The organism is Qipengyuania intermedia, assembly GCF_019711615.1.
Classification (GTDB): domain Bacteria; phylum Pseudomonadota; class Alphaproteobacteria; order Sphingomonadales; family Sphingomonadaceae; genus Qipengyuania; species Qipengyuania intermedia.
Genome location: NZ_JAIGNS010000001.1, coordinates 244285 through 269152, shown reverse-complemented (window position 1 = coordinate 269152; position 24868 = coordinate 244285). Strand labels below are relative to the sequence as shown.

General features: G+C 62.3%; 32 protein-coding genes. 21 read left to right on the top strand and 11 right to left on the bottom strand.

The genetic code is table 11. From position 1 onward, the window contains the following. Position 1 precedes the first annotated feature (1 nt). From K3179_RS01295 to pyrE, 6 genes are read right to left on the bottom strand one after another with little or no spacing between them, the layout of a single operon-like run. Positions 2–1111 (bottom strand): AI-2E family transporter, encoded by a 1110-nt coding sequence (locus K3179_RS01295; protein ID WP_221562128.1) that lies wholly within the window; start codon positions 1109–1111, stop codon positions 2–4. Beyond that, the gene (lepB, locus tag K3179_RS01290; RefSeq protein ID WP_221562127.1) at positions 1112–2014 is read right to left on the bottom strand and encodes a signal peptidase I; all 903 of its coding nucleotides are present in this window, start codon (positions 2012–2014) and stop codon (positions 1112–1114) included. Continuing rightward, positions 1972–2373: a holo-ACP synthase gene (gene acpS, locus K3179_RS01285; protein ID WP_221562126.1), complete on the bottom strand. Its 402-nt coding sequence runs from the start codon at positions 2371–2373 to the stop codon at positions 1972–1974. The genes lepB and acpS overlap by 43 nt, the downstream gene beginning before the upstream one ends. Next, positions 2370–2642 (bottom strand): pyridoxal phosphate biosynthetic protein, encoded by a 273-nt coding sequence (locus tag K3179_RS01280; RefSeq protein ID WP_221562125.1) that lies wholly within the window; start codon positions 2640–2642, stop codon positions 2370–2372. The genes acpS and K3179_RS01280 overlap by 4 nt, the downstream gene beginning before the upstream one ends. Further along, complete coding sequence (locus K3179_RS01275; protein WP_090482331.1) at positions 2639–3379, bottom strand: pyridoxine 5'-phosphate synthase; 741 nt, start codon at positions 3377–3379, stop codon at positions 2639–2641. The genes K3179_RS01280 and K3179_RS01275 overlap by 4 nt, the downstream gene beginning before the upstream one ends. Continuing rightward, positions 3376–3957, bottom strand: coding sequence for an orotate phosphoribosyltransferase (pyrE, locus tag K3179_RS01270; RefSeq protein WP_221562124.1), 582 nt, complete (start codon positions 3955–3957; stop codon positions 3376–3378). Before pyrE ends, K3179_RS01275 begins: the two co-directional genes overlap by 4 nt. Before the next feature lie 199 nt (positions 3958–4156). Here pyrE and coxB point away from each other — a divergent pair, with 199 nt between their 5' ends. From coxB to K3179_RS01200, 14 genes are all read left to right on the top strand, one after another. Next, complete coding sequence (gene coxB / locus K3179_RS01265; RefSeq protein WP_425594727.1) at positions 4157–5233, top strand: cytochrome c oxidase subunit II; 1077 nt, start codon at positions 4157–4159, stop codon at positions 5231–5233. Positions 5234–5286: 53 nt separating this feature from the next. Then, positions 5287–7002 (top strand): cytochrome c oxidase subunit I, encoded by a 1716-nt coding sequence (ctaD, locus tag K3179_RS01260; RefSeq protein ID WP_221562123.1) that lies wholly within the window; start codon positions 5287–5289, stop codon positions 7000–7002. 81 nt (positions 7003–7083) lie between these two features. Continuing rightward, positions 7084–8043 carry an alpha/beta fold hydrolase gene (locus tag K3179_RS01255; protein ID WP_247712758.1) on the top strand — a complete coding sequence of 320 codons (960 nt, stop codon included), beginning with the start codon at positions 7084–7086 and terminating at the stop codon, positions 8041–8043. 80 nt (positions 8044–8123) lie between these two features. Further along, positions 8124–9044 carry a heme o synthase gene (locus K3179_RS01250; RefSeq protein ID WP_221562122.1) on the top strand — a complete coding sequence of 307 codons (921 nt, stop codon included), beginning with the start codon at positions 8124–8126 and terminating at the stop codon, positions 9042–9044. Positions 9045–9167: 123 nt separating this feature from the next. Continuing rightward, entirely contained in the window at positions 9168–9740 is a 573-nt protein-coding gene (locus tag K3179_RS01245; RefSeq protein ID WP_221562121.1) for a cytochrome c oxidase assembly protein, read from the top strand. Positions 9741–9807: 67 nt separating this feature from the next. Beyond that, positions 9808–10629, top strand: a complete 822-nt coding sequence (locus K3179_RS01240; protein WP_221562120.1) for a cytochrome c oxidase subunit 3 — start codon at positions 9808–9810, stop codon at positions 10627–10629. 85 nt (positions 10630–10714) lie between these two features. Next, positions 10715–11293, top strand: a complete 579-nt coding sequence (locus K3179_RS01235; protein ID WP_221562119.1) for an SURF1 family protein — start codon at positions 10715–10717, stop codon at positions 11291–11293. Positions 11294–11344: 51 nt separating this feature from the next. Next, a complete protein-coding gene (gene thrC / locus K3179_RS01230) occupies positions 11345–12736 on the top strand; it encodes a threonine synthase (protein WP_221562118.1) in 1392 nt (463 codons plus the stop codon). Beyond that, entirely contained in the window at positions 12736–13626 is an 891-nt protein-coding gene (locus K3179_RS01225) for an RsmD family RNA methyltransferase (RefSeq protein WP_221562117.1), read from the top strand. The genes thrC and K3179_RS01225 overlap by 1 nt, the downstream gene beginning before the upstream one ends. Positions 13627–13634: 8 nt before the next feature. After that, positions 13635–14006, top strand: a complete 372-nt coding sequence (locus tag K3179_RS01220) for a dihydroneopterin aldolase (protein ID WP_221562116.1) — start codon at positions 13635–13637, stop codon at positions 14004–14006. Continuing rightward, a complete protein-coding gene (locus tag K3179_RS01215; RefSeq protein WP_221562115.1) occupies positions 14006–14311 on the top strand; it encodes a Rossmann fold domain-containing protein in 306 nt (101 codons plus the stop codon). Before K3179_RS01220 ends, K3179_RS01215 begins: the two co-directional genes overlap by 1 nt. Then, positions 14308–14550 carry a MoaD/ThiS family protein gene (locus K3179_RS01210; RefSeq protein ID WP_221562114.1) on the top strand — a complete coding sequence of 81 codons (243 nt, stop codon included), beginning with the start codon at positions 14308–14310 and terminating at the stop codon, positions 14548–14550. Before K3179_RS01215 ends, K3179_RS01210 begins: the two co-directional genes overlap by 4 nt. Continuing rightward, a complete protein-coding gene (locus tag K3179_RS01205; RefSeq protein ID WP_345721731.1) occupies positions 14543–15010 on the top strand; it encodes a molybdenum cofactor biosynthesis protein MoaE in 468 nt (155 codons plus the stop codon). The genes K3179_RS01210 and K3179_RS01205 overlap by 8 nt, the downstream gene beginning before the upstream one ends. A 75-nt stretch (positions 15011–15085) precedes the next feature. After that, positions 15086–15511 carry a hypothetical protein gene (locus tag K3179_RS01200; protein WP_221562113.1) on the top strand — a complete coding sequence of 142 codons (426 nt, stop codon included), beginning with the start codon at positions 15086–15088 and terminating at the stop codon, positions 15509–15511. A gap of 59 nt (positions 15512–15570) precedes the next feature. Here the strand turns inward: K3179_RS01200 and K3179_RS01195 are convergent, their stop codons facing one another. Beyond that, a complete protein-coding gene (locus tag K3179_RS01195; protein ID WP_221562112.1) occupies positions 15571–16083 on the bottom strand; it encodes a hypothetical protein in 513 nt (170 codons plus the stop codon). A 189-nt stretch (positions 16084–16272) separates the two neighbouring features. Here K3179_RS01195 and rplU point away from each other — a divergent pair, with 189 nt between their 5' ends. The 3 genes from rplU (at position 16273) to K3179_RS01180 (ending at position 17816) form a co-directional block, all read left to right on the top strand. Further along, entirely contained in the window at positions 16273–16782 is a 510-nt protein-coding gene (gene rplU / locus K3179_RS01190) for a 50S ribosomal protein L21 (RefSeq protein WP_221562111.1), read from the top strand. Between the two features lie 12 nt (positions 16783–16794). Then, a complete protein-coding gene (gene rpmA / locus K3179_RS01185; protein ID WP_006833595.1) occupies positions 16795–17064 on the top strand; it encodes a 50S ribosomal protein L27 in 270 nt (89 codons plus the stop codon). Between the two features lie 212 nt (positions 17065–17276). Further along, positions 17277–17816, top strand: a complete 540-nt coding sequence (locus K3179_RS01180) for a GNAT family N-acetyltransferase (RefSeq protein WP_221562110.1) — start codon at positions 17277–17279, stop codon at positions 17814–17816. A 56-nt stretch (positions 17817–17872) separates the two neighbouring features. On the opposite strand, the gene K3179_RS01175 is transcribed toward K3179_RS01180, so the two are convergent. Beyond that, the gene (locus K3179_RS01175; protein WP_221562109.1) at positions 17873–18751 is read right to left on the bottom strand and encodes a metal-dependent hydrolase; all 879 of its coding nucleotides are present in this window, start codon (positions 18749–18751) and stop codon (positions 17873–17875) included. A 114-nt stretch (positions 18752–18865) separates the two neighbouring features. On the opposite strand from K3179_RS01175, the gene K3179_RS01170 reads away from it, so the two are divergent. Next, entirely contained in the window at positions 18866–19462 is a 597-nt protein-coding gene (locus tag K3179_RS01170) for a TetR/AcrR family transcriptional regulator (RefSeq protein WP_221562108.1), read from the top strand. On the opposite strand, the gene K3179_RS01165 is transcribed toward K3179_RS01170, so the two are convergent. Continuing rightward, positions 19459–20553: a S41 family peptidase gene (locus K3179_RS01165; protein WP_221562107.1), complete on the bottom strand. Its 1095-nt coding sequence runs from the start codon at positions 20551–20553 to the stop codon at positions 19459–19461. The two genes, K3179_RS01170 and K3179_RS01165, sit on opposite strands and share 4 nt — an antisense overlap. Positions 20554–20619: 66 nt before the next feature. Beyond that, positions 20620–21357, bottom strand: a complete 738-nt coding sequence (ygfZ, locus tag K3179_RS01160; RefSeq protein WP_221562106.1) for a CAF17-like 4Fe-4S cluster assembly/insertion protein YgfZ — start codon at positions 21355–21357, stop codon at positions 20620–20622. A gap of 2 nt (positions 21358–21359) precedes the next feature. On the opposite strand from ygfZ, the gene K3179_RS01155 reads away from it, so the two are divergent. Then, positions 21360–22220, top strand: coding sequence for a patatin-like phospholipase family protein (locus K3179_RS01155; protein ID WP_345721724.1), 861 nt, complete (start codon positions 21360–21362; stop codon positions 22218–22220). Between the two features lie 13 nt (positions 22221–22233). Further along, the gene (gene pyrC / locus K3179_RS01150; RefSeq protein ID WP_221562105.1) at positions 22234–23271 is read left to right on the top strand and encodes a dihydroorotase; all 1038 of its coding nucleotides are present in this window, start codon (positions 22234–22236) and stop codon (positions 23269–23271) included. Here pyrC and rarD read toward each other — a convergent pair. After that, entirely contained in the window at positions 23249–24151 is a 903-nt protein-coding gene (gene rarD, locus K3179_RS01145; protein ID WP_221562104.1) for an EamA family transporter RarD, read from the bottom strand. The genes pyrC and rarD overlap by 23 nt on opposite strands. 181 nt (positions 24152–24332) lie before the next feature. Here rarD and K3179_RS01140 point away from each other — a divergent pair, with 181 nt between their 5' ends. Further along, positions 24333–24833, top strand: coding sequence for a glycine zipper 2TM domain-containing protein (locus K3179_RS01140; protein WP_221562103.1), 501 nt, complete (start codon positions 24333–24335; stop codon positions 24831–24833). Positions 24834–24868 lie beyond the last annotated feature (35 nt).

Sequence of the window (24868 nt, the reverse complement as noted above, 5' to 3'; positions counted from 1 at the left end):
ATCAGGCTTCTGCCTCCGTAATCTCTGCATCGGCATCGAGTTTGCCCAGACGCTCTGATCGGCGTTCCAGCGCGACCTTGATCATCGCCAGCATCGGGTCGGCGAGCGCCAGTCCCAGGATACCGAAGAGTACCCCAAAGATCAGCTGTGCCGACAGCACCAGGCCGGGCGCAAGATCGACCGTTTTCTTGGCGATCATAGGCACCAGGATATAGCCGTCGAAATTCTGGACGAGGAAATACACGAAGATCGTGTAGAGTCCCATGTCGACCCCGCCGGAAAAGCCGACCAGAACCATCAGCACGCCGGAGATGATCGCGCCGATGTTCGGGATGAAGGCGAGCAATCCGGTCAGCAATCCCAGAAGGGCGGCCATCGGCACGCCGTAAAGAGCAAGCAGGGCCCAGGTGAAGATACCTTCCGCGACCATGCCGACAAGCCGTCCGGCGAGCAGCCTGCGCATCGTATAGGCCTGGTAGCTGAGCGTGTCGTAGAACGCCTCGCGCTTGTTCGCGGGGACCATCCACGCAACGCCGCGCTCATAGATGCGGGGGTCGATCGCGAAATAGACGCCGATGATGATAATCAGCACCAGCGTCGTGACACCCCCGAAAAGGCCGCCGATTGCGCGGGTCACCGTGCCGACTCCGCTCATGAGATTGCCCATCATCGACTGGATGTCTTCGGTCCGCACTGCAAAACCCTTGCCGCGCAGATATTCGAGGAAACGCTCCAATTGCATTTCGATGATCGAAGGGAATTCGGCCGCCTGCTGCGAGATCTGCGAACCGGCGAAGTAGACGAGCCAGACCAGGAAGGCGGTTGCTAGCAGCAGGACGATGGCCACACGCCAGTTGCGGCCGATGGGCAGGGCGCGGCCCAACAGGCGAGAGCCGCCATCGATCAGGGCTGCAAAGACCATCGCACCGAAGATGACGAGCAGCGACTGGGACAAATGGACCGCAAGCGCGATAAGGCCGATGACGAGGCCCCAGGTCAAAGCGCGGGCTGCCTCGAAGCGAAGCCGCGGATCGCCTATGCGTGTGGGGCTGGCACCCGGATTGTCGTCTTCAGCCGCCAGGCCGGGATGCGCGGCTTTGTTTTCAGGCATTTATCCTTCGGGCTCCTGCGCTATGGCAGGGCGCAGAGTGGTCCAGGAACGGTTTTCGCGCAAGCTGGTAAACCAGGTCACGGGGTTGAGCGAGGTCGTGCCGTCGAGCGAGAAGGTGATAAACTCCGCGCGGCCGCCGATGTTTTCCAGTGGAACGGGGCCCAGGAGCCCGCGCGAGGAATTGAGCTCGCGGCTGTCCGAGGAATGGTCGCGATTGTCGCCCATCACGAAGACTTCGCCCTCGGGAATGGTCATCGGTCCGAAATTGTCGAGCTGTGTGCGGGTATGGTCGATGACGAGATAATTTGCCCCGTTCGGCAGCGTTTCGCGTAGGACCGGAACGCGGCAGACCGGCTTGCCCTCGTCGTCGGTAACCAGGAAGCTCGGGTCGCCAAAGCCCCAGCAGGTGGAGTTCGCATCCACGGGCAAGTCGCGCGCGGGCTCGACTTCCTGCGGTACGGGAGTGCCGTTCAATTCGATGCGGCCATTGACCACCGCGATCGTGTCGCCGGGCAGCCCGACGACGCGCTTGATGTAATCCTCGTCGCGCTCCGGGTGCACGGGAATGACGATATCCCCGTATTCGGGCGTAGATCCGGCAACCCGCCAGTCGCCGCGCGGGGCGAGGTGGAAGCTGACCGAGGACCAGTTCCAGCCGTAGGGATATTTGCTCACGACCAGCCGGTCGCCGACCAGGAGGTTCGGCAGCATCGATTCGGACGGGATATAGAACGGCTTCGCAATGAAGCTGTGGAAGGCGAAGACGGCGAGCAGCATCAGCCCGAGGCCGCGGATTTCCGCGAACCAGTTTACTTTCTCGTCTTGCTTTTCGGATTTTGTCACGGCCGGTGTGTCGATACTCAAGCGGGATGGGCCTCGATGATGACGAAGGCCTGTGCCCATGGATGGTCGTCGGTGAGGGTGAGATGAATGCGCGGCTCATGGCCGTGCGGGACCATTTCGGCAAGCCTTTGTGCAGCGCCGCCCTCAAGCGCCAGGGTGGGCGCTCCGGAAGGGGCATTCACAACGCCGATATGTTTCATGAAGACGCCGCGGCGAAAGCCCGTCCCGACCGCTTTGGAGAAAGCTTCTTTCGCGGCGAAGCGCTTGGCATAGGTGCCGGCGATGGTGAAAGGCCGCTTGCGCGCCTTCGCACGCTCGATCTCGGTAAAGACGCGCATTTCGAAGCGCTCGCCATAGCGGTCGAGCGAGTTCTGGATTCGCTCGATATTGCACAGGTCGGAACCCATTCCGATGATCATGCTGCCCTCGAAATCATGACGGTGAGGATGATCAGCATCATCCAGTGAATGAACACCTGGCTCTTGACCAGCGGATGGTCGATCTCGCCCTTTGAGCGTTTGAATGCACCGGTATAGCCGATAACCTGGATGATCGGCCAACCTACGGCAAAGGCGAGTGCGGCCTGCTGCGATATCGCATAGGCGAGCAACCCTATGCTCAACAGGAAGGGGATAACGGCTGCCAGCCCCCACAGCTGCTCTTTGCCGGAAAGGGCGGGCTGGCTCACCGCGCCTCGTCCATGAGTTCGCGCATATGGCGTACAGCACTCTCCAGTCCGACGAAGACGGCTTCGCCCACCAGGTAGTGGCCGATGTTGAGCTCGGCGATCTGCGGGATGGCAGCGATAGGCTGGACGTTTTCGTAAGTGAGGCCGTGGCCCGCGTGCGGCTCTATGCCGTTCTTGGCCGCAAGCGCCGCCATGTCGGAAATCCGCTTCAGTTCGCGGGCCAGCTTGTCGCTGTCGCCGTCGAGATGGGCGTGGGCATATTCGCCGGTGTGGAATTCCACGACCGGAACGCCGAGCTTGAGCGCGGCGTCCAGCTGGCGCTCGTCCGCCTCGATGAACAGCGACACGCGGATGCCGTTGTCTTTCAGCTTCCACACGATCGGCGCGAGCGTGTTGTGCTGCCCCGCTGCATCGAGGCCGCCTTCGGTCGTACGCTCCTCGCGCTTTTCCGGAACGATGCAAGCGGCATGCGGCTTGTGGGCCAGCGCGATCTCGAGCATTTCCTCGGTCGCTGCCATTTCCAGGTTGAGCGGGAGGTCGGTCGCTTCCTGGATGCGCCTCAGATCGGCATCGCGGATGTGCCGGCGGTCTTCGCGCAGGTGGGCCGTGATCCCGTCACCGCCGACGCGCGCCACGATCTCGGCGGCGCGCACCGGATCGGGATGGTCGCCGCCTCGCGCATTGCGGATGGTGGCGACGTGATCGATATTGACGCCGAGGCGAAGCGGGCGTGTCATGCCGCGCGGCTGCCCGGCTTCGTTACCTCGATGGCGGCGAGTTCTTCGGGCAAGTCGTCCTCGTCATAGGTCGGGAAGTTGATATCGATCAGGGGGAAGAACGGCACGCCCAGATCGGCAGAGCCATTGCTGCGGTCGACCAGCGATACCTCCGCGATCACTTCTCCGCCCTCGCGTCCGACAGCGGCAATCGCCTCACGGCTGGAGAGGCCGGTGGTGACGACATCTTCCACCATCAGCACTTTTGCGCCCGGTTCGATGCGAAACCCGCGGCGCAGGTGGAATTCGCCGTCGGGCCGTTCGAGGAACATCGCGTCCTTGCCCAGCGCACGTCCCATTTCCTGGCCGATGATGATGCCGCCCATTGCAGGGCTGACGACCACATCGATCTCGTTGCGGATCTCGCGCGGAATTTTCTGTGCCAGCGCAAGGGCCAGCCTGCCGGCTCGGTCGGGGTTCATCAGCACCCGCGCGCATTGCAGATAATGGCCGCTATGTTTGCCGCTCGAAAGCTTGAAATGACCTTCGAGGAGGGCTTCGCTTGCGCGGAATTCAGAGAGGATTTCATCTTCTGTCATGTCGCCTTGGCTCAAAGCGCGTCCGGCCCGATTGCGCAAGAGGCAATGCAGGATGCATATTTTTCTGCCCCCAGCGCTTGAGGCATTGGCCATGTCTATCTATAGGCGGCCCAACCGGGCCCTCGTTGCAGGGTCGCTAGCCCGTGCGCCGAAGGTACTCTTTCGGCCTACTCAGCGAGGTTCAGTCCCGGACGATGACATGACACGAAAGAGTGCCAAGACGATGAAATTCCTCGGTTTCCACCGGATTGTCGCCAGCCTGGCAATGGCCTTCGCCCTACTCTTGGGATCGCAGGCCGCGATCGCGCAGGATGCAGCAGAAGCCAACGCCACCGAACAGCTCGAATCTGTCGATCCGGCAGACGCGGCAGACGTTGCCGATCCGGGTGCCGTTACGGAAGGTAGCGGCGCCTACACGCCGATGAAGCCGACCGAAGGTATCGGCATGCCGGTCGATGCAGGCATTGATATCCAGCAGCAGTTCTCGGAAACCGGCGAATTCGCGTATGGCCTCCACACCGGTCTCATCTGGGTGATGGTCGCGATCAGCCTCTTCGTTCTCGTGCTGATGCTCTACACCATGTTCCGTTTCCGCCGCTCGGCCAATCCGACGCCTTCGAAGACCAGCCACAATACGCTGATCGAAGTCATCTGGACGGTTGTTCCGGCCCTCATCCTGCTTGCCATCGCGATCCCCTCGATCACGCTGATCGCCAAGCAGTACGAGCCGATCCCCAAGGATGCCATCACCATCAAGGCGACTGGCTACCAGTGGTATTGGGGCTACACCTATCCCGACAATGGCGAGTTCGAGATCATTTCGAACATGCTCGACGATGCCGAGGCCGAAGCTCGCGGCGAACCTACGCAGCTCGCCGTCGACAACCGCATGGTTGTGCCGGTCGGCGTTCCGATCCGTATGCAGATTACCGCTGCCGACGTGATCCACTCGTTCGCCGTGCCGAGCCTGTGGTTCAAGCTCGACGCCGTGCCGGGTCGTCTCAACGAGAAGATCCTGATGGTCGAAAAGCCGGGCGTTTATTACGGACAGTGCTCCGAACTGTGCGGCGCCCGTCACGCTTACATGCCTATCACGGTTGAGGCGCTTCCGCTGGAACAGTACAACCAGTGGGTCCTTGCGCAGGGCGGTACGATCGCCGGCGCAGAAGAAACCGGCGATCTGAACGCCGATCTCGCCCCGCTGCAGGAACCGGAAAGCACCGTCGAAGGTGCTGCCGGTGCCGGTGCATTCCCGGTCGAAAACCCGACCACCTGATTACGCTTTAGATTCCAGTCCGCTGACGAAAACGCATTCGAGAGTATAGCAAGATGGCCACTACCGCCGACAGCTTCCAGGCCCACGACGACCACCACGCGCATGATGCCGACCACAAGCCCGGCTTCTTCGCGCGCTGGTTCATGTCCACGAACCACAAGGACATCGGTACGCTCTACCTGATCTTCGCGATCTTCGCGGGTATCATTGGTGGCGCGATTTCGGGCATCATGCGTGCCGAGCTGGCCGAACCGGGCATCCAGTACCTCCAGTACTGGGCGCAGCTGATGGGCGGCGCAGCCGATATCGACAGCGCGCTGCACATGTGGAACGTGTTTATCACGGCGCACGGCCTGATCATGGTCTTCTTCATGGTCATGCCCGCCATGATCGGTGGCTTCGGTAACTGGTTCGTGCCGCTCATGATCGGCGCCCCCGACATGGCCTTCCCGCGCATGAACAACATCTCGTTCTGGCTGACGGTGGCGGGCTTCCTGTCGCTGATGTTCTCACTCTTCGTTCCCGGCGGTATCGGGCCGGGTGCAGGCGTGGGCTGGACTGTTTACGCACCGCTTTCGACTTCGGGCTCCACCGGTCCGGCAGTCGACTTTGCGATCTTCTCGCTGCACCTTGCGGGCGCTGGCTCGATCCTGGGTGCCACGAACTTCATCACCACCATCTTCAACATGCGCGCGCCGGGCATGACCCTGCACAAGATGCCGCTGTTCGTATGGTCGGTGCTGGTCACCGCATTCCTGCTGCTGCTGGCCCTGCCGGTTCTCGCAGCAGCAATCACCATGCTGATTACCGACCGTAACTTCGGCACGACCTTCTTCGATCCCGCAGGCGGCGGCGACCCGATCCTGTACCAGCATCTGTTCTGGTTCTTCGGTCACCCTGAAGTCTACATCATGATCCTGCCGGGCTTCGGCATGATCTCGCAGATCGTGGCGACCTTCAGCCGCAAGCCGGTCTTCGGCTACCTCGGCATGGCCTACGCCATGGTCGCGATCGGCGTCGTCGGCTTCGTCGTGTGGGCACACCACATGTACACCGTCGGCCTCGACGTGAACACGAAGATGTACTTCACCGCAGCGACCATGGTCATCGCGGTCCCGACCGGCGTGAAGATCTTCAGCTGGATCGCCACGATGTGGGGCGGTTCGATCGAGTTCAAGTCGCCGATGGTCTGGGCGCTGGGCTTCATCTTCCTCTTCACCGTGGGCGGCGTGACCGGCGTCTATCTCGCCAACGGCGGCGTGGACGACGTGGTACACGACACCTACTTCGTGGTTGCCCACTTCCACTACGTCCTGTCGATGGGCGCAGTGTTCTCGATGTTCGCCGGTTTCTATTACTGGTTCCCGAAGATGAGCGGCCGGATGCACTCCGAGCTTCTGTCGCACCTCCACTTCTGGGGCTTCTTCATCGGCGTGAACGTGATCTTCTTCCCGCAGCACTTCCTGGGCTGGCAGGGCATGCCGCGCCGTTATCCGGACTATGCGGATGCCTACACCTACTGGAACGAGATCAGCACCTTCGGCTACATGATCATGGCAGCATCGATGCTCCTGTTCTTCGCGAACATCATCTATGCCTTCGTGGCCGGAAAGAAGGCCGAAGCGAACTACTGGGGCGAAGGCGCGACCACGCTCGAGTGGAGCCTGTCGAGCCCGCCGCCGTTCCACCAGTTCAGCGAACTTCCGGTGATCGAAGAGCATCACGACCACCACGACCACATTGGCGATGCGAAGCCTGCAACGGCCTGAGCGTAGCTATAGCTGGACATGACAAAGCGGCCGGTCCCATGAGGGATCGGCCGTTTTGTTTTGCGCTAAGGAAATGCCCGGATGCCTGAAATGCAGATGATCGATGTCGGAGAGCTGAGCCTGCGCTGTGCCGTCGACGGCGAGGGCCCGCTGGTCATCATGGTCCACGGGTTTCCGGAAAGCTGGTATAGCTGGCGGCACCAGATCGGGCCGATTGCCGAGGCAGGCTTTACCGCCTGTGCGATCGATGTGCGCGGCTATGGCGGTTCGGACAAGCCGCACCCGGTCGAAGCCTACGCGCTCGAGAAAATCGTCGGCGATCTTGTCGGCCTGAAGATGGCATTGCAGCCGGACCAGCCGGCGATCCTCATCGGGCACGATTGGGGCGCGCCCATCGTATGGAACACTGCGCTGACCCATCCCGAACACTTCCGCGCGGTGGCGGGACTATCCGTACCTTTCGCCGGCGTGCCGCAGCGTCCGTTCACCGAGGTATTCCACGAACACTTCACATCGCAGGGAAAGTACTTCTACCAGGAGTATTTCCAGGCCGAGGGCGTGGCCGAAGCAGAGGCCGAGAAGGACCCGCGCGACTGGGTGCACCGGATGATGTACTCGATCAGCGGCGACGTTCCCCCGGGCAGCTATTGGGACAAGCCCTATGGCGCCACCTTCCTCGAAGGACTGCCTGATCCGGTGCCAGTGCCGTGGCTCACCAACGAGGACCTCGATTTCTACGAGGCGGAGTTCAAGGCGTCAGGCTTTCGCGGTCCGCTTAACCGGTATCGCAATCACGTGGCCGATTACGAATGGCTGCAGGGCTGGAAGGGCAAACGCATCGAACAGCCGGCGCTTTTCATCGGCGGTACGCGTGATCCGGCGACCTTCCTCTTCGGGGCGGTGACCGATCCCGTCGGCATGATGAAGTTTTTCGCACCTAAGATCGAAGGCCACATCCTCGACAATGTCGGCCACTGGACGCAGCAGGAACGGCCGGAGGAAGTCAACGAGCTGCTGCTCGAATGGCTCGGCAAACTCTAAACACTCGTGGGTCAACCTGCCTTTCGGAGACGGCTTGGACAGGACCTTGGAACAAGGTATAGGGCTCCCCAGCGAATCCCATGACCCAAGCAGCCCCCACAACCCAGCTCCCGGCGGACTGGCGCGACTTTTACGCGCTGACCAAGCCGCGCGTGATGAGCCTCGTGATTTTCACGGGCCTGTGCGGCCTGCTCGCCGCGCCTGGCAGCATCAATCCGGTGATCGGTTTCACCGCCATCCTTTGCATCGCGCTCGGCGCGGGCGGGGCGGCCGCTCTCAACCAGTGGTGGGAAGCGGACATCGACGCGGAAATGAAGCGCACCTCGCAGCGTCCCCTGCCGACCGGGAAGATGCAGCGCACCGACGCCCGCGACTTCGGCATCCTGATATCCGCCGCCTCCGTGGTGATCATGGGCCTGGCGGTGAACTGGCTGTCGGCGGCGATACTGGCGCTGTCCATCGTCTATTATGCGGTGATCTACACGATCTGGCTGAAGCCGCGCACGCCGCAGAATATCGTCATCGGAGGCGGGGCAGGGGCCTTCCCGCCGTTGATCGGATGGGTAGCCGTCACCGGAGACATCACCCTGATGCCGGTGCTGCTGTTCGCGATTATCTTCACCTGGACGCCGCCGCATTTCTGGGCGCTCGCGCTGTTCGTGCAAAGCGATTACGCGAAGGTCGGCATTCCGATGATGCCGGTGGTGAAGGGCGCCAAATCGACGCGTCGCCAGATCCTGGCTTATTCCGTCATCCTGCTTCCCATTGCCATTGCGCCATGGTTGATCGGCGGAACCGGAGCGATCTACGGGATTTCGGCCTCTGTGCTCTCGCTCGTTTTCCTTGCGCTGTCGGTTCCGGTCGCCTTTCGCGAGCCGGTAGAAGGCGACAAGATGCTCCCGGAAAAGCGCCTTTTCGGCTATAGCGTGCTGTACCTCTTCGCCCTTTTCGCGGTGCTGGTCGTGGATCGCATCGCCGCCCAATACGGAGCCGCCCTATGACCCCCGAAGAAGAAGCCGAATTCAAGCGCCGCCAGAAGAGCCGCAATCTCGTCCTTGGCGGAATCCTTCTGTTTCTTGCCGTGCTTTTCTACATGATCACGATCGTGAGGATGTGAGGATACAGTGACTGCCGCTACGCTGGAGACACGCAAGACCCGTACCGCGATGCTGGCTCTGCTCGGCGCTGCCGCCATGCTTGGCCTCGGTTATGCAGCGGTGCCGCTTTACGAACTGTTCTGCCAGGTCACTGGCTTCGGCGGTACGACACAGCGCGCCACCGAAAGCGAAGCCAGCCTTGCAGAGCGCATGGGCCAGGCCGCCGGCGGGAAGCAGATTTCGATCCGGTTCGATGGTTCGGTCGCGCCCGGTCTCGGATGGAGCTTCAGGCCGGAGCAGCCGACCGACACCGTGACCATCGGCCAGCGCGACATGGCTATCTACGTCGCGAAGAACAATTCCGACCAGCCGATCACCGGTACGGCGACGTTCAACGTCATGCCGGTCCAGGCGGGCGCATATTTCAACAAGATCCAGTGCTTCTGCTTTACCGAGCAGACGCTCCAGCCCGGTGAGGAAGTCCGCATGCCGGTGCTGTATTTCGTCGATCCCAAGGCGCTGGACGATCCCAACATGGAAGGTGTCGAGCAGATCACGCTTTCCTATACTTTCCACCGCGCGCTAGATTCTGCAGAGTAGACCCTAGACCCGCGCGCCATGGCGCTTTAAGGGCAGCGCTATAACGCGAATACAGGACGCGAGTATAATGGCTGGCAACGTCAATCACGAATATCATATCCTCGAACCCGATATCTGGCCGCTGATCGGCTCGCTGTCGGCGCTTACCTTCACCAGCGGCATGGTGCTCTACATGCACGAAATGGCCAGCGCGCACCTCGTGCTCGGTCTCGGCATCGCCGGCCTGATCGCCACGTTCTTCGCGTGGTTCGGCAATATCGTGAAGGAAGCAGAGCGCGGCGATCACACGCCGGTCGTCCAGCTGCACATGCGTTACGGCATGATCCTGTTCATCGCTTCCGAAGTGATGTTCTTCGTCGGCTGGTTCTGGAGCTGGTTCGATTTCGCCCTGTTCCCCTCGGAAATCTCCGAAGTGGTGGGCGGCGTCTGGCCCCCCGCGGCGATCGAAGAAGTGATCAATCCCTTCAGCCTCCCTCTGCTGAACACGATGATTCTGCTCTGCTCGGGCACTACGGTTACCTGGGCGCACCACTCGCTGATCCACGGCGACCGCGAAGGTCTGAAGAAAGGCCTTTGGCTCACTGTCATCCTCGGTGCCGTCTTCACCCTGATTCAGGCTTACGAGTACGGCGTCGCTCCGTTCGCGTTCGGCGGCAACACCTACAGCTCGGCCTTCTACATGGCGACCGGCTTCCACGGCTTCCACGTGCTTGTTGGCACGATCTTCCTAATCGTCTGCCTCGTGCGTACCTACAAGGGCCACTTCACGCCCCGCCAGCACTTCGGTTTCGAAGCGGCTGCGTGGTACTGGCACTTCGTCGACGTCGTGTGGCTGTTCCTCTTTGCCGTCGTCTACGTCTGGGGCGGCTGGGGAGCCGAATTCCACTAATGCCTTCCGGCTTGCCGGATATTGAAAGGGGCAGCCCGGCATTGCCGCGGCTGCCCCTTTCGCTTTCGAATGAGACAGTGACACCATGATCACCCGCATTCCCGTCATCCCCACGATCATCGTGGCCGCTGCCATCGCCGTGATGATCGCGCTCGGCTTCTGGCAGTTGGGCAGGATGGACGAGAAGGAGGCGCTCATTGCGCAAGCCGAGCAATCGCTGCGCATGTCGTCTGAAGTCGGCTACCCGGACGATGCGGCAGGCATCGAGGATGTGCTTTACCGCAGGACCACCGTTGCCTGCGAGGATGTAACGAACACCACGACGGTCGCTGGCACCAATAGCCGCGGTGCAAAAGGCATGGCGCACAGGGCGAGCTGCGTCCTGGCAGATGGCCGGACCATTATTGTCGATCTCGGTTTTTCGCGGAGTCCGCAACCGGTCGAATGGGACGGCGGCGAAGTACGCGGCACTATCGCGCCCGGCGGACGTGTGGTGTCTGGAGAAGGCCTGGCAGGTCTCGAACCTCTCGCCAGTCCCGATCCGCGCAACCTCCCGAACAATCATCTCGCCTACGCGGGCCAGTGGTTCTTCTTCGCACTGACAGCGCTCGTCATATACCTCCTTGCCCTGCGTCGGCGTGGCACGCGCGCTAAAGACGATTAAAGAGCCGCTTGCTTGCCCGGTGCGCGGCACCTCGCTAACCGCCTTCTTACGATGAAATACGTCTCCACCCGCGGCAGCGCTCCGACGCTCGATTTTTCAGGCGTCACACTGGCCGGCCTCGCCAGCGACGGCGGCCTTTACGTGCCTGAAGAATGGCCGCAGTTCACCAAGGACCAGATCGCGGACATGCGCGGTCTGCCTTACGCCGAAGTCGCCGCCCGTGTGATGAAGCCCTTCGTCGGCGACTGCCTGACGCCCGAGCGTCTGCGCGAGCTAACGGCCAAGGCCTATGGTCGCTTCGCTCACAAGGCCGTGACCCCGCTGGTGCAGCTGGACGAGCAGCATTGGGTGCTCGAGCTTTTCCATGGTCCCACGCTCGCATTCAAGGACGTGGCGCTGCAAATGCTCGGCCTCCTGTTCGAGGAATTTCTCGCCCGCGAAGAGGGCAGCCTGACGATCGTCGGGGCGACCAGCGGCGATACCGGCAGTGCGGCGATCGATGCCGTCGCGGGTCTCGACAACGTCGAAATCTTCATGCTGCACCCCAAGGGCAGGGTCAGCGACGTCCAGCGCCGCCAGATGACCACGGTGCGCGCGCCCAATGTCCACAACATCGCCATCGATGGCAGTTTCGACGATGCTCAGGCGATGGTGAAGCGCATCTTTGCCGATGCCGACGTCACGGCAAAGCACCGGATCGGCGCGGTCAATTCCATTAACTGGGCCAGGCTGATGGCGCAGGTGGTCTACTATTTCACCTCCGCGCTCCAATTGGGTGGGCCGGAGCGCAAGGTCGCCTTCAGCGTACCGACCGGGAATTTCGGCGACGTCTTTGCAGGCCACGTAGCGGCGCAGATGGGCCTGCCGATCGAAAAGCTTCTGGTCGCCACTAATGTGAACGACATCCTGCATCGCGCGCTGGCGGACGGCGACTACTCGACTGGCACCGTGACCGCCACCGCTGCGCCCAGCATGGACATCCAGGTCAGCTCCAATTTCGAACGTCTCCTGTTCGACGTCGGCGGGCGCGATGGCCTTGCGATGGCCGACCAGATGGCGGCCTTCGATGCGCAAAAAGCCATGCGGCTTACCAATGCGCAGCGCGAAGGCGCAGCTTCCCTGTTCGCGAGCGCTCGCGCCGATGCGGACGACATGGCGCAAGCGATGCGTTGGGCTTTCGAGCAGTGCGACGAAATGCTCGATCCGCATACCGCTATCGGCCTCCATGCAGCTCGTGTGGCGGGAATAGACCCGACGGTCCCCGTCGTGACGCTCGCGACGGCTCATCCGGCCAAGTTCCCCGATGCCGTGGAAAGGGCGACCGGGCTGCGTCCGCCCCTGCCGACGCGCGTGGGCGACCTGTTCGCGCGCGAGGAAAGCTATGTGGAATTGCCCGGCACCTACGAGGCCGTGCGTGCCCACATCCTGGAGCACGCGGCCTGATGGCTGAGCTCGTGCGCGATCCCATGCTTATGGTCGGGGAGGGCTGGGATGCCTATCGCCTGCTCGATAGCGGGCATGGCCGCAAGCTGGAGAGCTTCGGCGATTACAGTTTCATCCGCCCCGAACCGCAGGCCATGTGGTCGCCGCGAAACGACGACTGGCAGGCGGATGGGGAATTCATTCCGGGCGCAGACGAGGACGGCGGGGGCCGCTGGCACCGTGACGGCAGCCTGCCGGAAGCAGGCTGGACCCTCGGTTACGACGAGGTCCGCTTTACCGCACAGCCGACGCCCTTTCGCCACCTTCAATTTTTCCCCGACATGGCGCCGGTTTGGGACTGGATGCGAAGCCAGCTCGACGGGCGCACCGATGCGGAGACCATGAACCTGTTCGGCTACACCGGCGTCGGTTCGCTCGCGCTCAGCCGCCACGGCCGGGTGACGCATGTCGATGCCAGCAAGAAATCGGTTGCGCAGGCCCGCGAGAACGCTGCGCTTTCCGGCATGGAAGATCGCCCGATCCGCTGGCTGGTCGACGATGCGATGAAGTTCGCCGCACGCGAGGTTCGCCGGGAAAATCGCTACGACGGCATCATCCTCGATCCGCCGAAATTCGGCCGCGGCCCGAAGAACGAAACTTGGCGACTTGAGGACGGCCTTCCCGAACTGGTTTCCGACTGCCGCAAGCTGCTGGACGAAAACAGCAGCTTCCTGTTCCTGACGGTCTATGCTGTCAGGATGAGCAGCCTCGCGCTTGGCGGACTTCTCGAAGAGGTGTTCGCCGACCTGCCCGGCAAGATCGAACATGGCGACCTTGCGGTACGCGAAACCGGCGAGAACGGACGGCATTTGCCCACTGCGATTTTCGCACGCTGGTCCAATCCGGGTTAGGGGGACCCATGAACGATTCGCTGATCCTCGAAGTTGCGGACTTCGAACATGATGTCCTCACCGGCATCTACTCCGAAGAGACTGGTAAGCCCCAGCCTTTGCGCTTCACGATCCAGGTCCGGATGAAACCGCTGCCGCACTACGATGCGGACACCTCGCTCGACGATTCCAAGAATTACATGGATCTCAAGTTCGCCGCTTCGGAGGCGCTCCCGGAGGGCGTGCACTTCAAGCTGATCGAGGCGGTCGCCGATCACGTTTGCGAAACTCTGTTCCTGCAGGACAAACGCGTCGAGGCTGTGACGGTCAAGATCGTCAAGCTGGCGATTGCCGAAGCGGGCGAGCAGATCGGGATCACGTTGCATCGCGAGCGCCGCTGATGAAGCGGATCGGGGTCGAGGGCCTGCCGGAAGAACCGCTTGCCGCTGCGGGGCTGTTTCACCAAAACTGGCTCGATCCGATAGAGCGGGCGCTGTCTGGCGGGCAGGACGTTGTCGTCACCATGCCGTCAGCCGACCATACCCACACCGAATGGCGCCGCGCCGCCGCAGCGATGCTGGCGCGCAAATATACGCCGCTCCGCGTAAACGTCGCGGCAGGCGAGGGCGCTGCGCTCGACGGAATCGTAGACTATCTTGGCAAAGCACCGGGCGTGACCGGGCATTATCTCGCGGCTTCGCAGTGAGCGTTCGGATCCTGTTCCTCGGACCCCTGCGGGACCTGGCAGGACAGGATGACATGCAGGTCGAGGGCACGCTCGACTGGGATCGCTTGCTTCGGACCGTGAGTCCCCAAGTCGCCGCACAACTTCGCGAAGAACGCGTCAACATCGCCTGCAATGGCCGCGTCCTGGCCGACAAGACTGCGCTACTGGCAGAGGACGGAGATGAGGTAGCACTCCTCCCCCCGGTGAGCGGTGGCTAGGCTTTCCCTGTCGACACCGCGTGACGTGCGCCTGCTTGATCGCGGGATGTCCATCGGCGAAGCGCTGGCAGCTTTCAACGCATCCTATCCCGACGCTGGCGGCACTGCGTCTTTTGTTGGCAAGGTCCGCAGCGACGACGATGTAAAGGCGCTGGAGCTCACTCATTACGAGCCGCTCACACTTCCGGGGATGGAAGAGCTTGCCCAAGCGGCGCTGGAGAGGTTCGAGCTTGCCGGAGTGCTCGTCTGGCACCGGGTGGGCATCATGACGCCGGGGCAGCCGATCGTGCTGGTGGCCGCAGCATCCGCCCATCGCCGCGAGGCCTTCGATGCGGTGGATTTCCTCATGGACCACCTCAAATCCGCCTCCTGGTTCTGGAAACGGGAGCGCCGCGACGATGGCTGGCACTGGATCGAACCACGCGACCAAGACCGGCGCGACCTTGCGCGCTGGAAATAATCTCGCCGATTTGATCTCGATCAAGGAATCGGTGGGCCGTGAGCGCCATCAAGTCTCCAACACAGGAGACGCACAATGGTTAAGCACTTCAGCCGCGAACTGGTCGCCGAACAGGCCCGCATCGTCGAAGCCCCGGTCAAGCATCACGAGGTCGACCGGACCTTCGAACTGCCGAAGGGCCTCTATGTCGCGACGGTCGGTCTCTATCTCGGTTTCCTTGCCGTCATGGCTACCGGGCTTCCGACCGCTGGGCTCGCTATCCCCATGGCCATATTCGCCTTCTTCATCGTAGCCGGATTCGGTGTCCCGATGATCTGGACGCGCCTCGCACCCGAGACAAAGTCGAAGCAGATGAACTGGAGCCGGTTTCGTTCGCAGGGCATCGCCACGCACACCGGACGCCTCCCGATGCGCGATGCGGCAGTCCAGGTCCTGATCCTGCCGGCAATCGTCTTCAGCTGGGGCATTGTCGCAGTCACCATCGCATCGATCGTGCGATAGGAGAGGGGAGCGCGGGAGGCGCTGGCCTAGTTGGCCTCCCGCGTTTTCAACCTGTCGTTCTAGTCCGCACGTTCGCGTAGCTGCGCGAGCGTGCGGTCTTCTTCGCCGACCAGCTCGAGGATACGCTGGCGTGCCCGCTCGATCGCGGTCACATCTTCGGCAGCAACCCGCCGCGCGGTGTAGAGCGTATCGATATCACCCAAAGGCACTGCCGCGATGCTGCGGGCCGATTCCAGTTCGGCCAGTGCGACTTGAGCGCTCGCCCAAGCGGGGGAGCCGTCCGCGGTGCCTGCCGCAGCTGCGACCAGGCGCTGGGCCCTGGGTGCCAGCCGCAAGAATTGCGCATGGGCGTCTTCTGCGCTGGAGACGAGGGCCGGCAGAACTTGGTCCAGCTCGCCGGTCAGATCGGTCTCCACTTCGGGGACATCGATCGATTTCCGCTCGGGAGAGGCAAAACTGCCCTCCACTCGCTCCACATCCCTGATGGCCAGCGAGGGATAATCCCCGCTCGAAGCGGCACACCCGCCGAGGGTGAGGACAAGACCGGTAGTTAAACTTGCAATTCGCAGCATCGCGCTCACATAGCATGCGGCAGGAAGCGCGCCAGCGTGAAAGGCAAAAAATGCCAGCTGCCAGCGTTGACTTGATGGCGGGATTCGCCTAACGGCACGCTTCTTTCCGGGCCCGCCCTAGGTGGGTCGACGGGTGCGCCGTAGATTCGCAAGGATGCGGCACAGCAATTTGAACGAGAGATAACGACCATGTTCGCAGTAGTGCGCACGGGCGGCAAGCAATACCGGGTTGCCGCCGGAGACAAGATCGCGGTTGAGAAGCTGGCTGGCGAAGCCGGTGATACCATCACGCTGGGTGACGTCCTGCTTGCAGGCGAAGGCGACAAGATCGCCGATGCTGCCAAAACCACCGTCTCGGCGGAAATCATCGCCCAGGCCAAGAGCGAGAAGGTCACGGTCTTCAAGAAGCGCCGCCGTCACAATTATCGCCGCAAGAACGGCCACCGCCAGCAGATGACCCTGCTGCGCATCACGGCTGTCGGCGACTCGAAGGCCGAGAAGAAGGCTGCTCCCAAGAAGGAAGCTGCGCCCAAGGCCGAAGAGAAGAAGGCTGCTCCGAAGAAGGACTCTTCCGAAGAGAAGGCTGCGCCCAAGGCCAAGAAGGCAGCGCCGAAGAAGGCTGCTGCTACGAAGGCGGCCCCCGCCAAGAAGGCTCCTGCCAAGAAGGCAGCAGCCAAGAAGACCGAATCCAAGAAGTAAGGAACCCGGACCATGGCACATAAAAAAGCAGGCGGTTCATCGCGTAACGGTCGTGATTCGGCCGGTCGTCGTCTTGGTGTGAAGAAGTTCGGCAGCGAAAACGTCGTCGCCGGCAACATTATCGTGCGTCAGCGCGGCACGAAGTTCTACCCGGCCGTCAACGTCGGCATGGGCAAGGACCACACGCTGTTCGCGCTTACCGACGGCGTCGTCCGATTCCACTCGGGCAAGCTCGGCCGCAAGTACGTATCGGTCGACCAAATGGCGGAAGCCGCAGAATAACCGGACAATCCGATAACGGGATCGTCCACACGGGACGGTCCCAGCCGGGCTAACGATCCGGCAGACGAAGAGGGAGATGGGGCCGACCCGTCTCCCTCTTGTCGTTTCTCCCTCTTCAAAACCGCATGGGCGAAAATTGCCTTTCGCCATCACGCAATTGTCACGCGTCCGGCCTAGGAGCCCGGAGCGTGGACCTGACGGGGAGTAAACGCATGTTCCATATCACCGAGAGGCTGCTGTTGCGGCCTGCATGGCCCGAAGATGCCGAGGCGCTGTTTGGCGGGATCGCCGACCAGGGTGTCGTCCGCAATCTAGCCCGCGCGCCGTGGCCGTATCTCCCCCAACATGCCCGCGAATTCGTCATGCGAAAGCAGGACCCGCATTATCCCGTTTTCCTGATCACGAGGCCCGGAAACAATGGCTCCGATTTGATCGGTTGCATCGGTCTCGATGCGAGCGGCGACCATGTCGAGCTCGGCTACTGGATCGCTCGTCCTTTCTGGGGGCAGGGCTATGCAACCGAAGCTGCCCGCGGTGCCCTGGAAGTAGCCAAGCTGCTGGGGCACGAGAGGGTCGAAGCAGGCCACTTCGTCGACAACCCCGCATCCGGAAAGGTTCTGAGGAAGCTCGGCTTCCGGCCCACCGGCCAGACCGCTCCGCGCCATAGCTGCGGCAGGGGCGAAGAGGTCGATTGCGTGATGTACCGGCTCGAACTCGCAGCTAACGAAGGAAGCACGCTCCAAGCTGCATGACACGAAAAAGGCCCCGCGATCGCTCGCGGGGCCTTCTTTGTTATCCGGTGTACGGCTTATTCGGCCGGGAGAAGGGCATCTTCGAATTCGCCCTCGTACAATCCGATCAACTCGCGATCGTCGTGGTCCCACGGGTGGAAGCCGGGCCTGAAGTAGCTCAGCCACGCCGGAAAGATGCGCCGCACGACGCCGGGCGAGACGGTGAGGTACTTGAACAGGCCCCATTTCGCTTTCCAGCCGGTGATTCCGTCCTGCTCCAGTAGGTTGAGCGAATCGACCCAGCGGTTCTTGAAGAAGCGGGCAGTGACGGTCAGCATGACGAGGCTTCGCACCTTCCAGCGGCGGAACGGCGTCCAGTCCTTGGTCGCATGGTTCCAGGTGTCGTAGGCGACGCCCTTGTGCTCGATCTCCTCGGCCGCGTGCCAGCGCCACATGTCGCGCACTTCCGGATCGGCGTCCTTGAAATGCTGCGGATTGGCGAGGAATTCGGCCGCCATCATCGCCGTGTAATGCTCCAGCGCCATGGTCACGGCGAGGTTGGCGATGGCCGGACGGTCCTTGGTCAGCGCAAGCAGTTCGGCAACGCGCTGGTCGATCGCCTTGATATCGTAGCCGGCGTTTTCGGCCAGCTTGTTGAACGCGATGTGTTCGCGCGTATGATTGATTTCCTGCTTCACGAACGCGCGAATTTCGGCCTCGAGCTTGGGGCCTGCACCCTCGCGGTGCGCCTTGACCGCCTCGATGAAAAAGGCCTCTCCGCGCGGGAAAGTGGCGGACAGCGCGTTGTGCCATGCCGTGCCGAAGGGTTCTCCGGCCCACCAGCGACGCGGGTTGGTTCCGCGGTTGAAGCGCTCGTCGCGCACGGTGATGGTCAGGTCGGCCGGAGTCGGCGCGGTCCTGGCAGTCGCGGTATCGATGGGGAGGGGGGCGTTCATGTCCTGCTCCGTGGTTAACTTACATCTGTGTAAGTAGTGGCTACTGACATAAGTGTCAATAAGCACCTTCCGCCGCTTCCCCTGTCTGGCGCAATGGTTTACCGGTTTAATCCAATGGCAACCCGCAAACGACTTTCGCCCGAAGAATCGCGCCTCGCTGCCTTGGAGGCGGCGCGCGCCCTCCTGATCGAGACCGGCCCGCAATCTGTGACGCTCAAGGCCGTTTCCGCGCGGATCGGGCGCACGCATGCCAACCTGCTGCACCATTTCGGCTCTGCAGCCGGTCTGCAGAAGGCGCTTGCTGCCCATCTGGCCAAGACCGTGTGTTCGACCATCGCCGATGCCGTGCGTGCCAGCCGGGCTGGCCTTGGCAGCCCGCGCGAGGTCGTGGACCTCGCTTTCGATGCCTTCGACAAGGAGGGTGCAGGCGCGCTCGCCAGCTGGATGATCCTGACCGGCAACGAGGACGCGCTGACCCCGATTGTCGAGACGATTCACAATCTGGTGGACGAGATTGCCCCGTACGAGGCCGATCATGGCGATGCGACGCACGTCCACGAAGAGACATTGGCGCTCGTGCTGATGGCGATGGGCGATGCCCTTATCGGAACTGCCCTCTCGCGATCACTTGGCCTGCCATCCACGGCTGCGCGGGATCGTGCCGAGCGGATGCTGGTCCGCAGCCTGGAAACCGCGAACAACCCCGGCTAGTCGCGCTTTCGCGGATCCTTCCAATCCGGGAGGACCAGTTCCCCGTTACCGGATTGCTCCACCAGCCGGTCGAGCAATCGGGCCCGCTCTCCCTCGGCTTCGGCGCGCATCGCGTTTACGGCAGCCTTGAATGCAGTGGTCAATGCCTCCTCGGCAGGTACTGCAATCTCCGGCTTCACACCGACGTGCTCCCAATTCGTACCCGTCACCGGATTGATCGCACGCCCGGTGGGAATGAATGCAGTGAACCCGTGTGCGAGTGGCACCGGTCCGCCAGGGTTGGCGCCGCCGCCAGTGGTTTCGCCGACTAACGTCCCGCGCTTCTGCGTCTGGATATCATAGGCCAGTTCTTCACCGCCCGAAAACGTGCGGCTCGAGGTCAGGACGTAGACCGGCCCCGTATAACGCGTCTCCACGCTCTGGTCGGTCCAGAATTCGCGGGTCCGGTCCTCGGTCCGGTCGTAAATGCTGTTGAGGTGCCGGACATCACCTTTCGCAAAAAGATGGCTGGCGAATTGCGCCACGGCTGCCGGATCCCCGCCGCCATTGGAGCGCAGGTCGATGATCAGCGCCTGGCTCCCGGATACAAGCTGGATGGCCGCTTCAAAAGCTCCGGCAACGGCTTCGGGCGGCCCGAAAAAACGCAGGTCGATATAACCGATATTGCCTGGCAGCATGGCGGTCCTGGCGATACCGAAACCGTGCAGAGCCACTTGGCGGCGCGTGTCGGCAACCTCTTCGGCACTCGGCGGACCTGCGCGCGCTTCGTCGCGCGGTTCGAAGTCCGGGTCATAGCGCAGTTGCAGGTGGCGGTCGTCGCCAGCCTCGCGCAGGTCGCTGCGCAGTGCTTCGGCAAAGGCAGTGGCTGTTTCGAAGCGATCGTATTTCCCGCTCTTCTGGAGCGATTGCAGAGCGTCGCCGGTCTCCCTCGCTTTTTCGGGGAAGACGTAATTGGTGGCCAATGCTTCCCCTAAGGCACGCACCACTTCTTCGCGCACGGCAGCGTCGATGCGCTTATCGGCAGTGTCCTGTGCAATCGCAAGGGAAGGCGCCAGCGTCATCGCAGCCATGCATATCAGGCGTTTGATCATCGAATTCTCCCGGTCTTTTCAACTTCCGACCGGCGGGGAACTAGCCTACGACTACACTTGTAACCATCACTCTTCGACGAGGGCATGCCGAAGCCAGACCGGGGCCGTTGCGGGATCGACATCGGCAACGCGCAAATGGTCCACTGCGAGGCCTAGCTCGGCATAGTCTACCTTCCGTCGCTTTTCGTCGGAGGTCTCGATTGGGACCACCATGAGCCGGCGGTTGACCTTGCTGCGCCAATTCATCCGGGCGGTGTTTTCCTGGCCGATATAGCACCCCTTGTCGAACGCCACGCCGTGAAGTTCGACGGCATTTGTTTCCAGCCACAGGATGTCGCCCATCTCCGCGTAACCTTCCGGCACCCCGAGACCCAGCCGGTGCGCACGATAAGCCTCGTCAGCCGGTTCGTCCCCAGCGGAAACCGGTGCCAGCCACCGCTGCCCAAGTGATGCCAGGCGCGGGTCGGCCGCGCCCCCATCGCCCGGTTCCTTTTGCCAGTATACGCCGAGGCTCTCGTCGACACCGATGCCGATCTTGCGGCGCAGGCGATAGAGCGAAAGACGCTTGGCGAGGCTTTCTGCCTGCTCCTTCTCGCAATCGAGCAGGATCTGGCCATCCGCGGCCGGCCAGACAAACATGTCGAACAGCATCTTGCCCTGCGGCGTCAGGAGCGCAGCGTACACCGGCAATGCCCCCGAAACGTCGTTGGTAAGCAATCCCTGCAGGAAGGCGGCGACATCCTCTTCCCCGTCGGTCGGGGTCAGGCGGATTACGGCGCGGTCGAACAGGCGGTTTGCAGTCATGGGTGACAGATAGGCCGATGCTGGCCATAGGCAATGTCGTGGACTCCGATTTCGAACAACTGGTCTTTTCAGGCGGCGGCATTCGCTGCTTCTGGCATGGCGGCTTCCTGGCCGAAGCGGGCGAGGCGCTGGCACTCGATCCGGCAAGGGTCAGCGGGGTCTCGGGCGGCGCCCTCAGCGCGGCAACCTGGATCGGCGGCCGCGAGCGGGATCTCCTGATCCTCATGACCGAAGCCTTCGAAATCAATGAAGCCAATTATGCCCGGAACCGGTCGAATTATACACCCCATCAGGAAATCTATCGCGCAGTCGTGGAAACTACGCTGGATGCCGAAGCTATCGAGCGCATAGCCGCAGGGCCCCAATTCCAGGTCTACCTTTCATGCCCCCCTCGCGGACTGCCTCCCATGGCAGCCGCGGTGTTTTACGGCATCCTTTACAAGCTCGATCAGGCGGTGCGCTCGACGCCTCACCTGCTTTGGCCGCGCCGCGCCGGACTGACGACCCTGTGCGTCGATGCGCGGCAGGCGGCGCGTGACGGCAGGCTTGTCGATCTCATCTGCGCGGCGGCGACCATTCCCCCGGTGTTCGATGTTCCGCAGTGGGAAGGGGACCGCGTGCTCGACGGGGGGATGCTGGACAAGGCGCCGCCGCCCCGGCCGGACGAGGGCCGCACGCTGACACTGCTTTCGAGCCGCTATGGCAAATTCCCCGACGACCCGCGCAAAGTCTACATTCAGCCGAGTAGCGAAGTCGCGGCCGACAAGATCGATTTCGCCAATGCTTCGAAGGTAAGGCGAACCTGGAAGCAGGGCGAAGCGGATGCGCGCGCATGGCTGGCGGATCGGGGCGAGCAGGGCTAAGGGAAGCGCAATCATGACGCAGACACTCACCATCCGCCGCCCCGACGACTGGCATCTTCATTTCCGCGACGGAGCGACGATGGAAGCGGTCGTCCCGCACACCGCCCGCCAGTTCGCGCGCGCGATCGTCATGCCTAATCTCTCGCCGCCGGTAACCACCAGCGCGCTGGCGAGGGAATATCGCGAGCGGATCGATGCGGCCGTGCCCGCAGGTTTCGACTTCACGCCGCTGATGACCGCCTATCTTACGGACGAAACCAACCCGGCGGATCTCGCCACCGGTTACGTCGAAGGTGTGCTGACCGCTGCCAAGCTCTACCCGGCAGGTGCCACGACCAATTCCGCCCACGGCGTGACCGACGTGGCCAATATCGAGCACGTCCTCGAAAAGATGGCCGAAATCGGGATGCCGCTGTGCGTCCACGGCGAAGTCACCCATGCCGATATCGACATTTTCGACCGCGAAGCCGTGTTTATCGACCGCGTATTGGCTCCGCTGGTGCAGCGTCTTCCGGAACTGAAGGTCATCTTCGAACACATCACCACGCGGCAGGCAGTCGAATTCGTGGACGCTTCGGGTCCGAACATCGCCGCGACGATTACGCCGCAGCACCTCCACATCAACCGCAACGCCATTCTGGTAGGCGGGATCAGGCCGCATATGTTCTGCCTGCCGGTGGCCAAAAGGGAAGAGCACCGTCTGGCACTTCGCAAGGCGGCGACCGGCGGGTCGGCGAAATATTTCCTCGGCACCGACAGCGCGCCGCACCATCGCCATGCCAAGGAATCTGATTGCGGCTGTGCCGGCATTTTCAACGCGCCCTTTGCGCTGGAAAGTTATGTGACCGTATTCGACGAGGAGGGAGCGCTCGACCGGTTCGAGGCGTTCGCCAGCCTGAATGGCCCGGCTTTCTATCGCCTGCCCATCAATGAAGAGACCGTCACGCTGGAAAAGGTTGCTGTCGAGGTCCCGAACGAAGTCGATGGCGGGGAGGCGCGCATCGTGCCTTTCCACGCCGGAGAAACGCTTAGCTGGCGGCTGGCGTCCTAGAGCGGCTCCACAGATCCCAGACGAAGATCGCCGCTGCCATCCAGATGCAGGCGAAACACAGAGCCTGCGCCCACTTCAACTGTTCCCCGAACACCGTCAGCCCGAGCACGAAAACGATGCTGGGCGCGAGGAACTGGATGAAGCCCAGCGTCGAATAGGGCAGTTTTCGCGCAGCGATGGCGAACAGCAGGAGCGGGAATGCTGTCAGCGCGCCGCCCAGCATGATCGCCGCGCCGAGCCCGAAGGACTGGGTGAAGGAGGACCCTTCCGGCAATCCGGCATAGTAAATCGCGACGCCTGCTGCAGGCACGCTCAACAATAGCGACTCGATGGTGAGGCCGGGGAGCGCTCCCACGTCCACCTGCTTGCGGATGAGGCCGTAGGTCCCGAAACTGAGCGCCAGGGTCAGACTGATCCAGAGCGTCGTCAGCGCGCCTGCGAGCAGCATCGAAACGCCGACCCCGGCCAGCGCGACCGCCGCCCATTGCGCGCGGCTCAGGCGCTCTCCCAAAAGCAGCGTGCCGAGCAGCACATTGACGAGCGGGTTGATATAGTAGCCGAGGCTGGCTGCGTAGACATTGCCCTGCTGGATCGCCCAGACATAGACGACCCAGTTGACCGCGATAAGCGTTGCACTGGTCAGTAACAGCAGCATGACTTTCGGATTGGCGAAAGCGGCCCTGAGTTGTGGCAGCTGTTTTCTCACCGCCACGATCACAAGGCACAGCGGGAGCGTCCACAAAATGCGCCAGCCGACGAATTCGAAGGCCGGGACCTCTCTCACCAGGATCAGGTAGAGCGGCAGGAATCCCCATATCACATAGGCACCCAGCGCGGAGGTCAGGCCCGAACGGCGCTGGTCGGATTCTGTCGTGTCCATGAACCGCTGCCGCGTAGGCGCGCTTTGTGCGGGCTGCAAGCTTCAATTCGTCGCTTGTTAAGCCTCAACTCGTCGAAACTGAACAAATCTGACGCTCGCGTTGCAAATTGTTCAGGCAGCGATGCGTAATCCTGAACGCCATCGACGCGCACCGAGTCGAATACGACCAAGGAATTGAACTATGGCAACGTTTCTCAAGACTGCTTCGCTGGCCCTCGCGGCCACTGGCCTTACCCTAGCTGCTCCGGCATCCGCCGCAGTACCGGCCCATGCCGCACCGCAGGCGCATAGCGTCGCGGCATCGATCGCCGGCGACATGACCTACGAGCATGGCAAGAAGCGCAAGCACAAGAACTGGAAGCGCGGCCATCGCGGGCATTACGACGATCACCGCGAATATCGCGGCTATCGCGAAGCGCGCCCCTATTACATGGGCTACGACCGCGACTACGGGCAGCCTGTCTATCGCGATACCCGCATCTGGCGTGGCCGCGACGGACGCTACTATTGCGAGCGCGAGAACGGCACGACCGGTCTCCTGATCGGCGCTGGCGTTGGTGCACTCCTCGGCCATGAAGTCGCCGGTCGCGGTGGAGATCGCACTCTGGGCGCAATCATCGGCGGCGCTGCAGGTGCGCTTCTGGGACGGTCCATCGACCGCTCGAGCACCCGCTGCGGCTAACCATTCAAGAGCTTGAGGCCGTGCCCACCCGCGGC

Excerpts from the sequence above, each read along its gene's own strand:
- K3179_RS01175 (WP_221562109.1), bottom strand. The coding sequence starts at position 18,751 with ATGAACGCCCCCCTCCCCATCGATACCGCGACTGCCAGGACCGCGCCG.
- K3179_RS01295 (WP_221562128.1), bottom strand. The coding sequence starts at position 1,111 with ATGCCTGAAAACAAAGCCGCGCATCCCGGCCTGGCGGCTGAAGACGAC.
- K3179_RS01215 (WP_221562115.1), top strand. The coding sequence starts at position 14,006 with ATGAAGCGGATCGGGGTCGAGGGCCTGCCGGAAGAACCGCTTGCCGCT.
- rarD (WP_221562104.1), bottom strand. The coding sequence starts at position 24,151 with ATGGACACGACAGAATCCGACCAGCGCCGTTCGGGCCTGACCTCCGCG.
- K3179_RS01180 (WP_221562110.1), top strand. The coding sequence starts at position 17,277 with ATGTTCCATATCACCGAGAGGCTGCTGTTGCGGCCTGCATGGCCCGAA.
- K3179_RS01140 (WP_221562103.1), top strand. The coding sequence starts at position 24,333 with ATGGCAACGTTTCTCAAGACTGCTTCGCTGGCCCTCGCGGCCACTGGC.
- coxB (WP_425594727.1), top strand. The coding sequence starts at position 4,157 with ATGACACGAAAGAGTGCCAAGACGATGAAATTCCTCGGTTTCCACCGG.
- K3179_RS01195 (WP_221562112.1), bottom strand. The coding sequence starts at position 16,083 with ATGCTGCGAATTGCAAGTTTAACTACCGGTCTTGTCCTCACCCTCGGC.
- K3179_RS01220 (WP_221562116.1), top strand. The coding sequence starts at position 13,635 with ATGAACGATTCGCTGATCCTCGAAGTTGCGGACTTCGAACATGATGTC.
- lepB (WP_221562127.1), bottom strand. The coding sequence starts at position 2,014 with ATGGGCACAGGCCTTCGTCATCATCGAGGCCCATCCCGCTTGAGTATC.
- K3179_RS01250 (WP_221562122.1), top strand. The coding sequence starts at position 8,124 with ATGACCCAAGCAGCCCCCACAACCCAGCTCCCGGCGGACTGGCGCGAC.
- K3179_RS01165 (WP_221562107.1), bottom strand. The coding sequence starts at position 20,553 with ATGATCAAACGCCTGATATGCATGGCTGCGATGACGCTGGCGCCTTCC.
- pyrE (WP_221562124.1), bottom strand. The coding sequence starts at position 3,957 with ATGACAGAAGATGAAATCCTCTCTGAATTCCGCGCAAGCGAAGCCCTC.
- K3179_RS01275 (WP_090482331.1), bottom strand. The coding sequence starts at position 3,379 with ATGACACGCCCGCTTCGCCTCGGCGTCAATATCGATCACGTCGCCACC.
- K3179_RS01225 (WP_221562117.1), top strand. The coding sequence starts at position 12,736 with ATGGCTGAGCTCGTGCGCGATCCCATGCTTATGGTCGGGGAGGGCTGG.
- pyrC (WP_221562105.1), top strand. The coding sequence starts at position 22,234 with ATGACGCAGACACTCACCATCCGCCGCCCCGACGACTGGCATCTTCAT.
- K3179_RS01240 (WP_221562120.1), top strand. The coding sequence starts at position 9,808 with ATGGCTGGCAACGTCAATCACGAATATCATATCCTCGAACCCGATATC.
- K3179_RS01170 (WP_221562108.1), top strand. The coding sequence starts at position 18,866 with ATGGCAACCCGCAAACGACTTTCGCCCGAAGAATCGCGCCTCGCTGCC.
- K3179_RS01200 (WP_221562113.1), top strand. The coding sequence starts at position 15,086 with ATGGTTAAGCACTTCAGCCGCGAACTGGTCGCCGAACAGGCCCGCATC.
- ygfZ (WP_221562106.1), bottom strand. The coding sequence starts at position 21,357 with ATGACTGCAAACCGCCTGTTCGACCGCGCCGTAATCCGCCTGACCCCG.
- K3179_RS01235 (WP_221562119.1), top strand. The coding sequence starts at position 10,715 with ATGATCACCCGCATTCCCGTCATCCCCACGATCATCGTGGCCGCTGCC.
- rpmA (WP_006833595.1), top strand. The coding sequence starts at position 16,795 with ATGGCACATAAAAAAGCAGGCGGTTCATCGCGTAACGGTCGTGATTCG.
- ctaD (WP_221562123.1), top strand. The coding sequence starts at position 5,287 with ATGGCCACTACCGCCGACAGCTTCCAGGCCCACGACGACCACCACGCG.
- rplU (WP_221562111.1), top strand. The coding sequence starts at position 16,273 with ATGTTCGCAGTAGTGCGCACGGGCGGCAAGCAATACCGGGTTGCCGCC.
- thrC (WP_221562118.1), top strand. The coding sequence starts at position 11,345 with ATGAAATACGTCTCCACCCGCGGCAGCGCTCCGACGCTCGATTTTTCA.
- K3179_RS01255 (WP_247712758.1), top strand. The coding sequence starts at position 7,084 with ATGCCTGAAATGCAGATGATCGATGTCGGAGAGCTGAGCCTGCGCTGT.
- acpS (WP_221562126.1), bottom strand. The coding sequence starts at position 2,373 with ATGATCATCGGAATGGGTTCCGACCTGTGCAATATCGAGCGAATCCAG.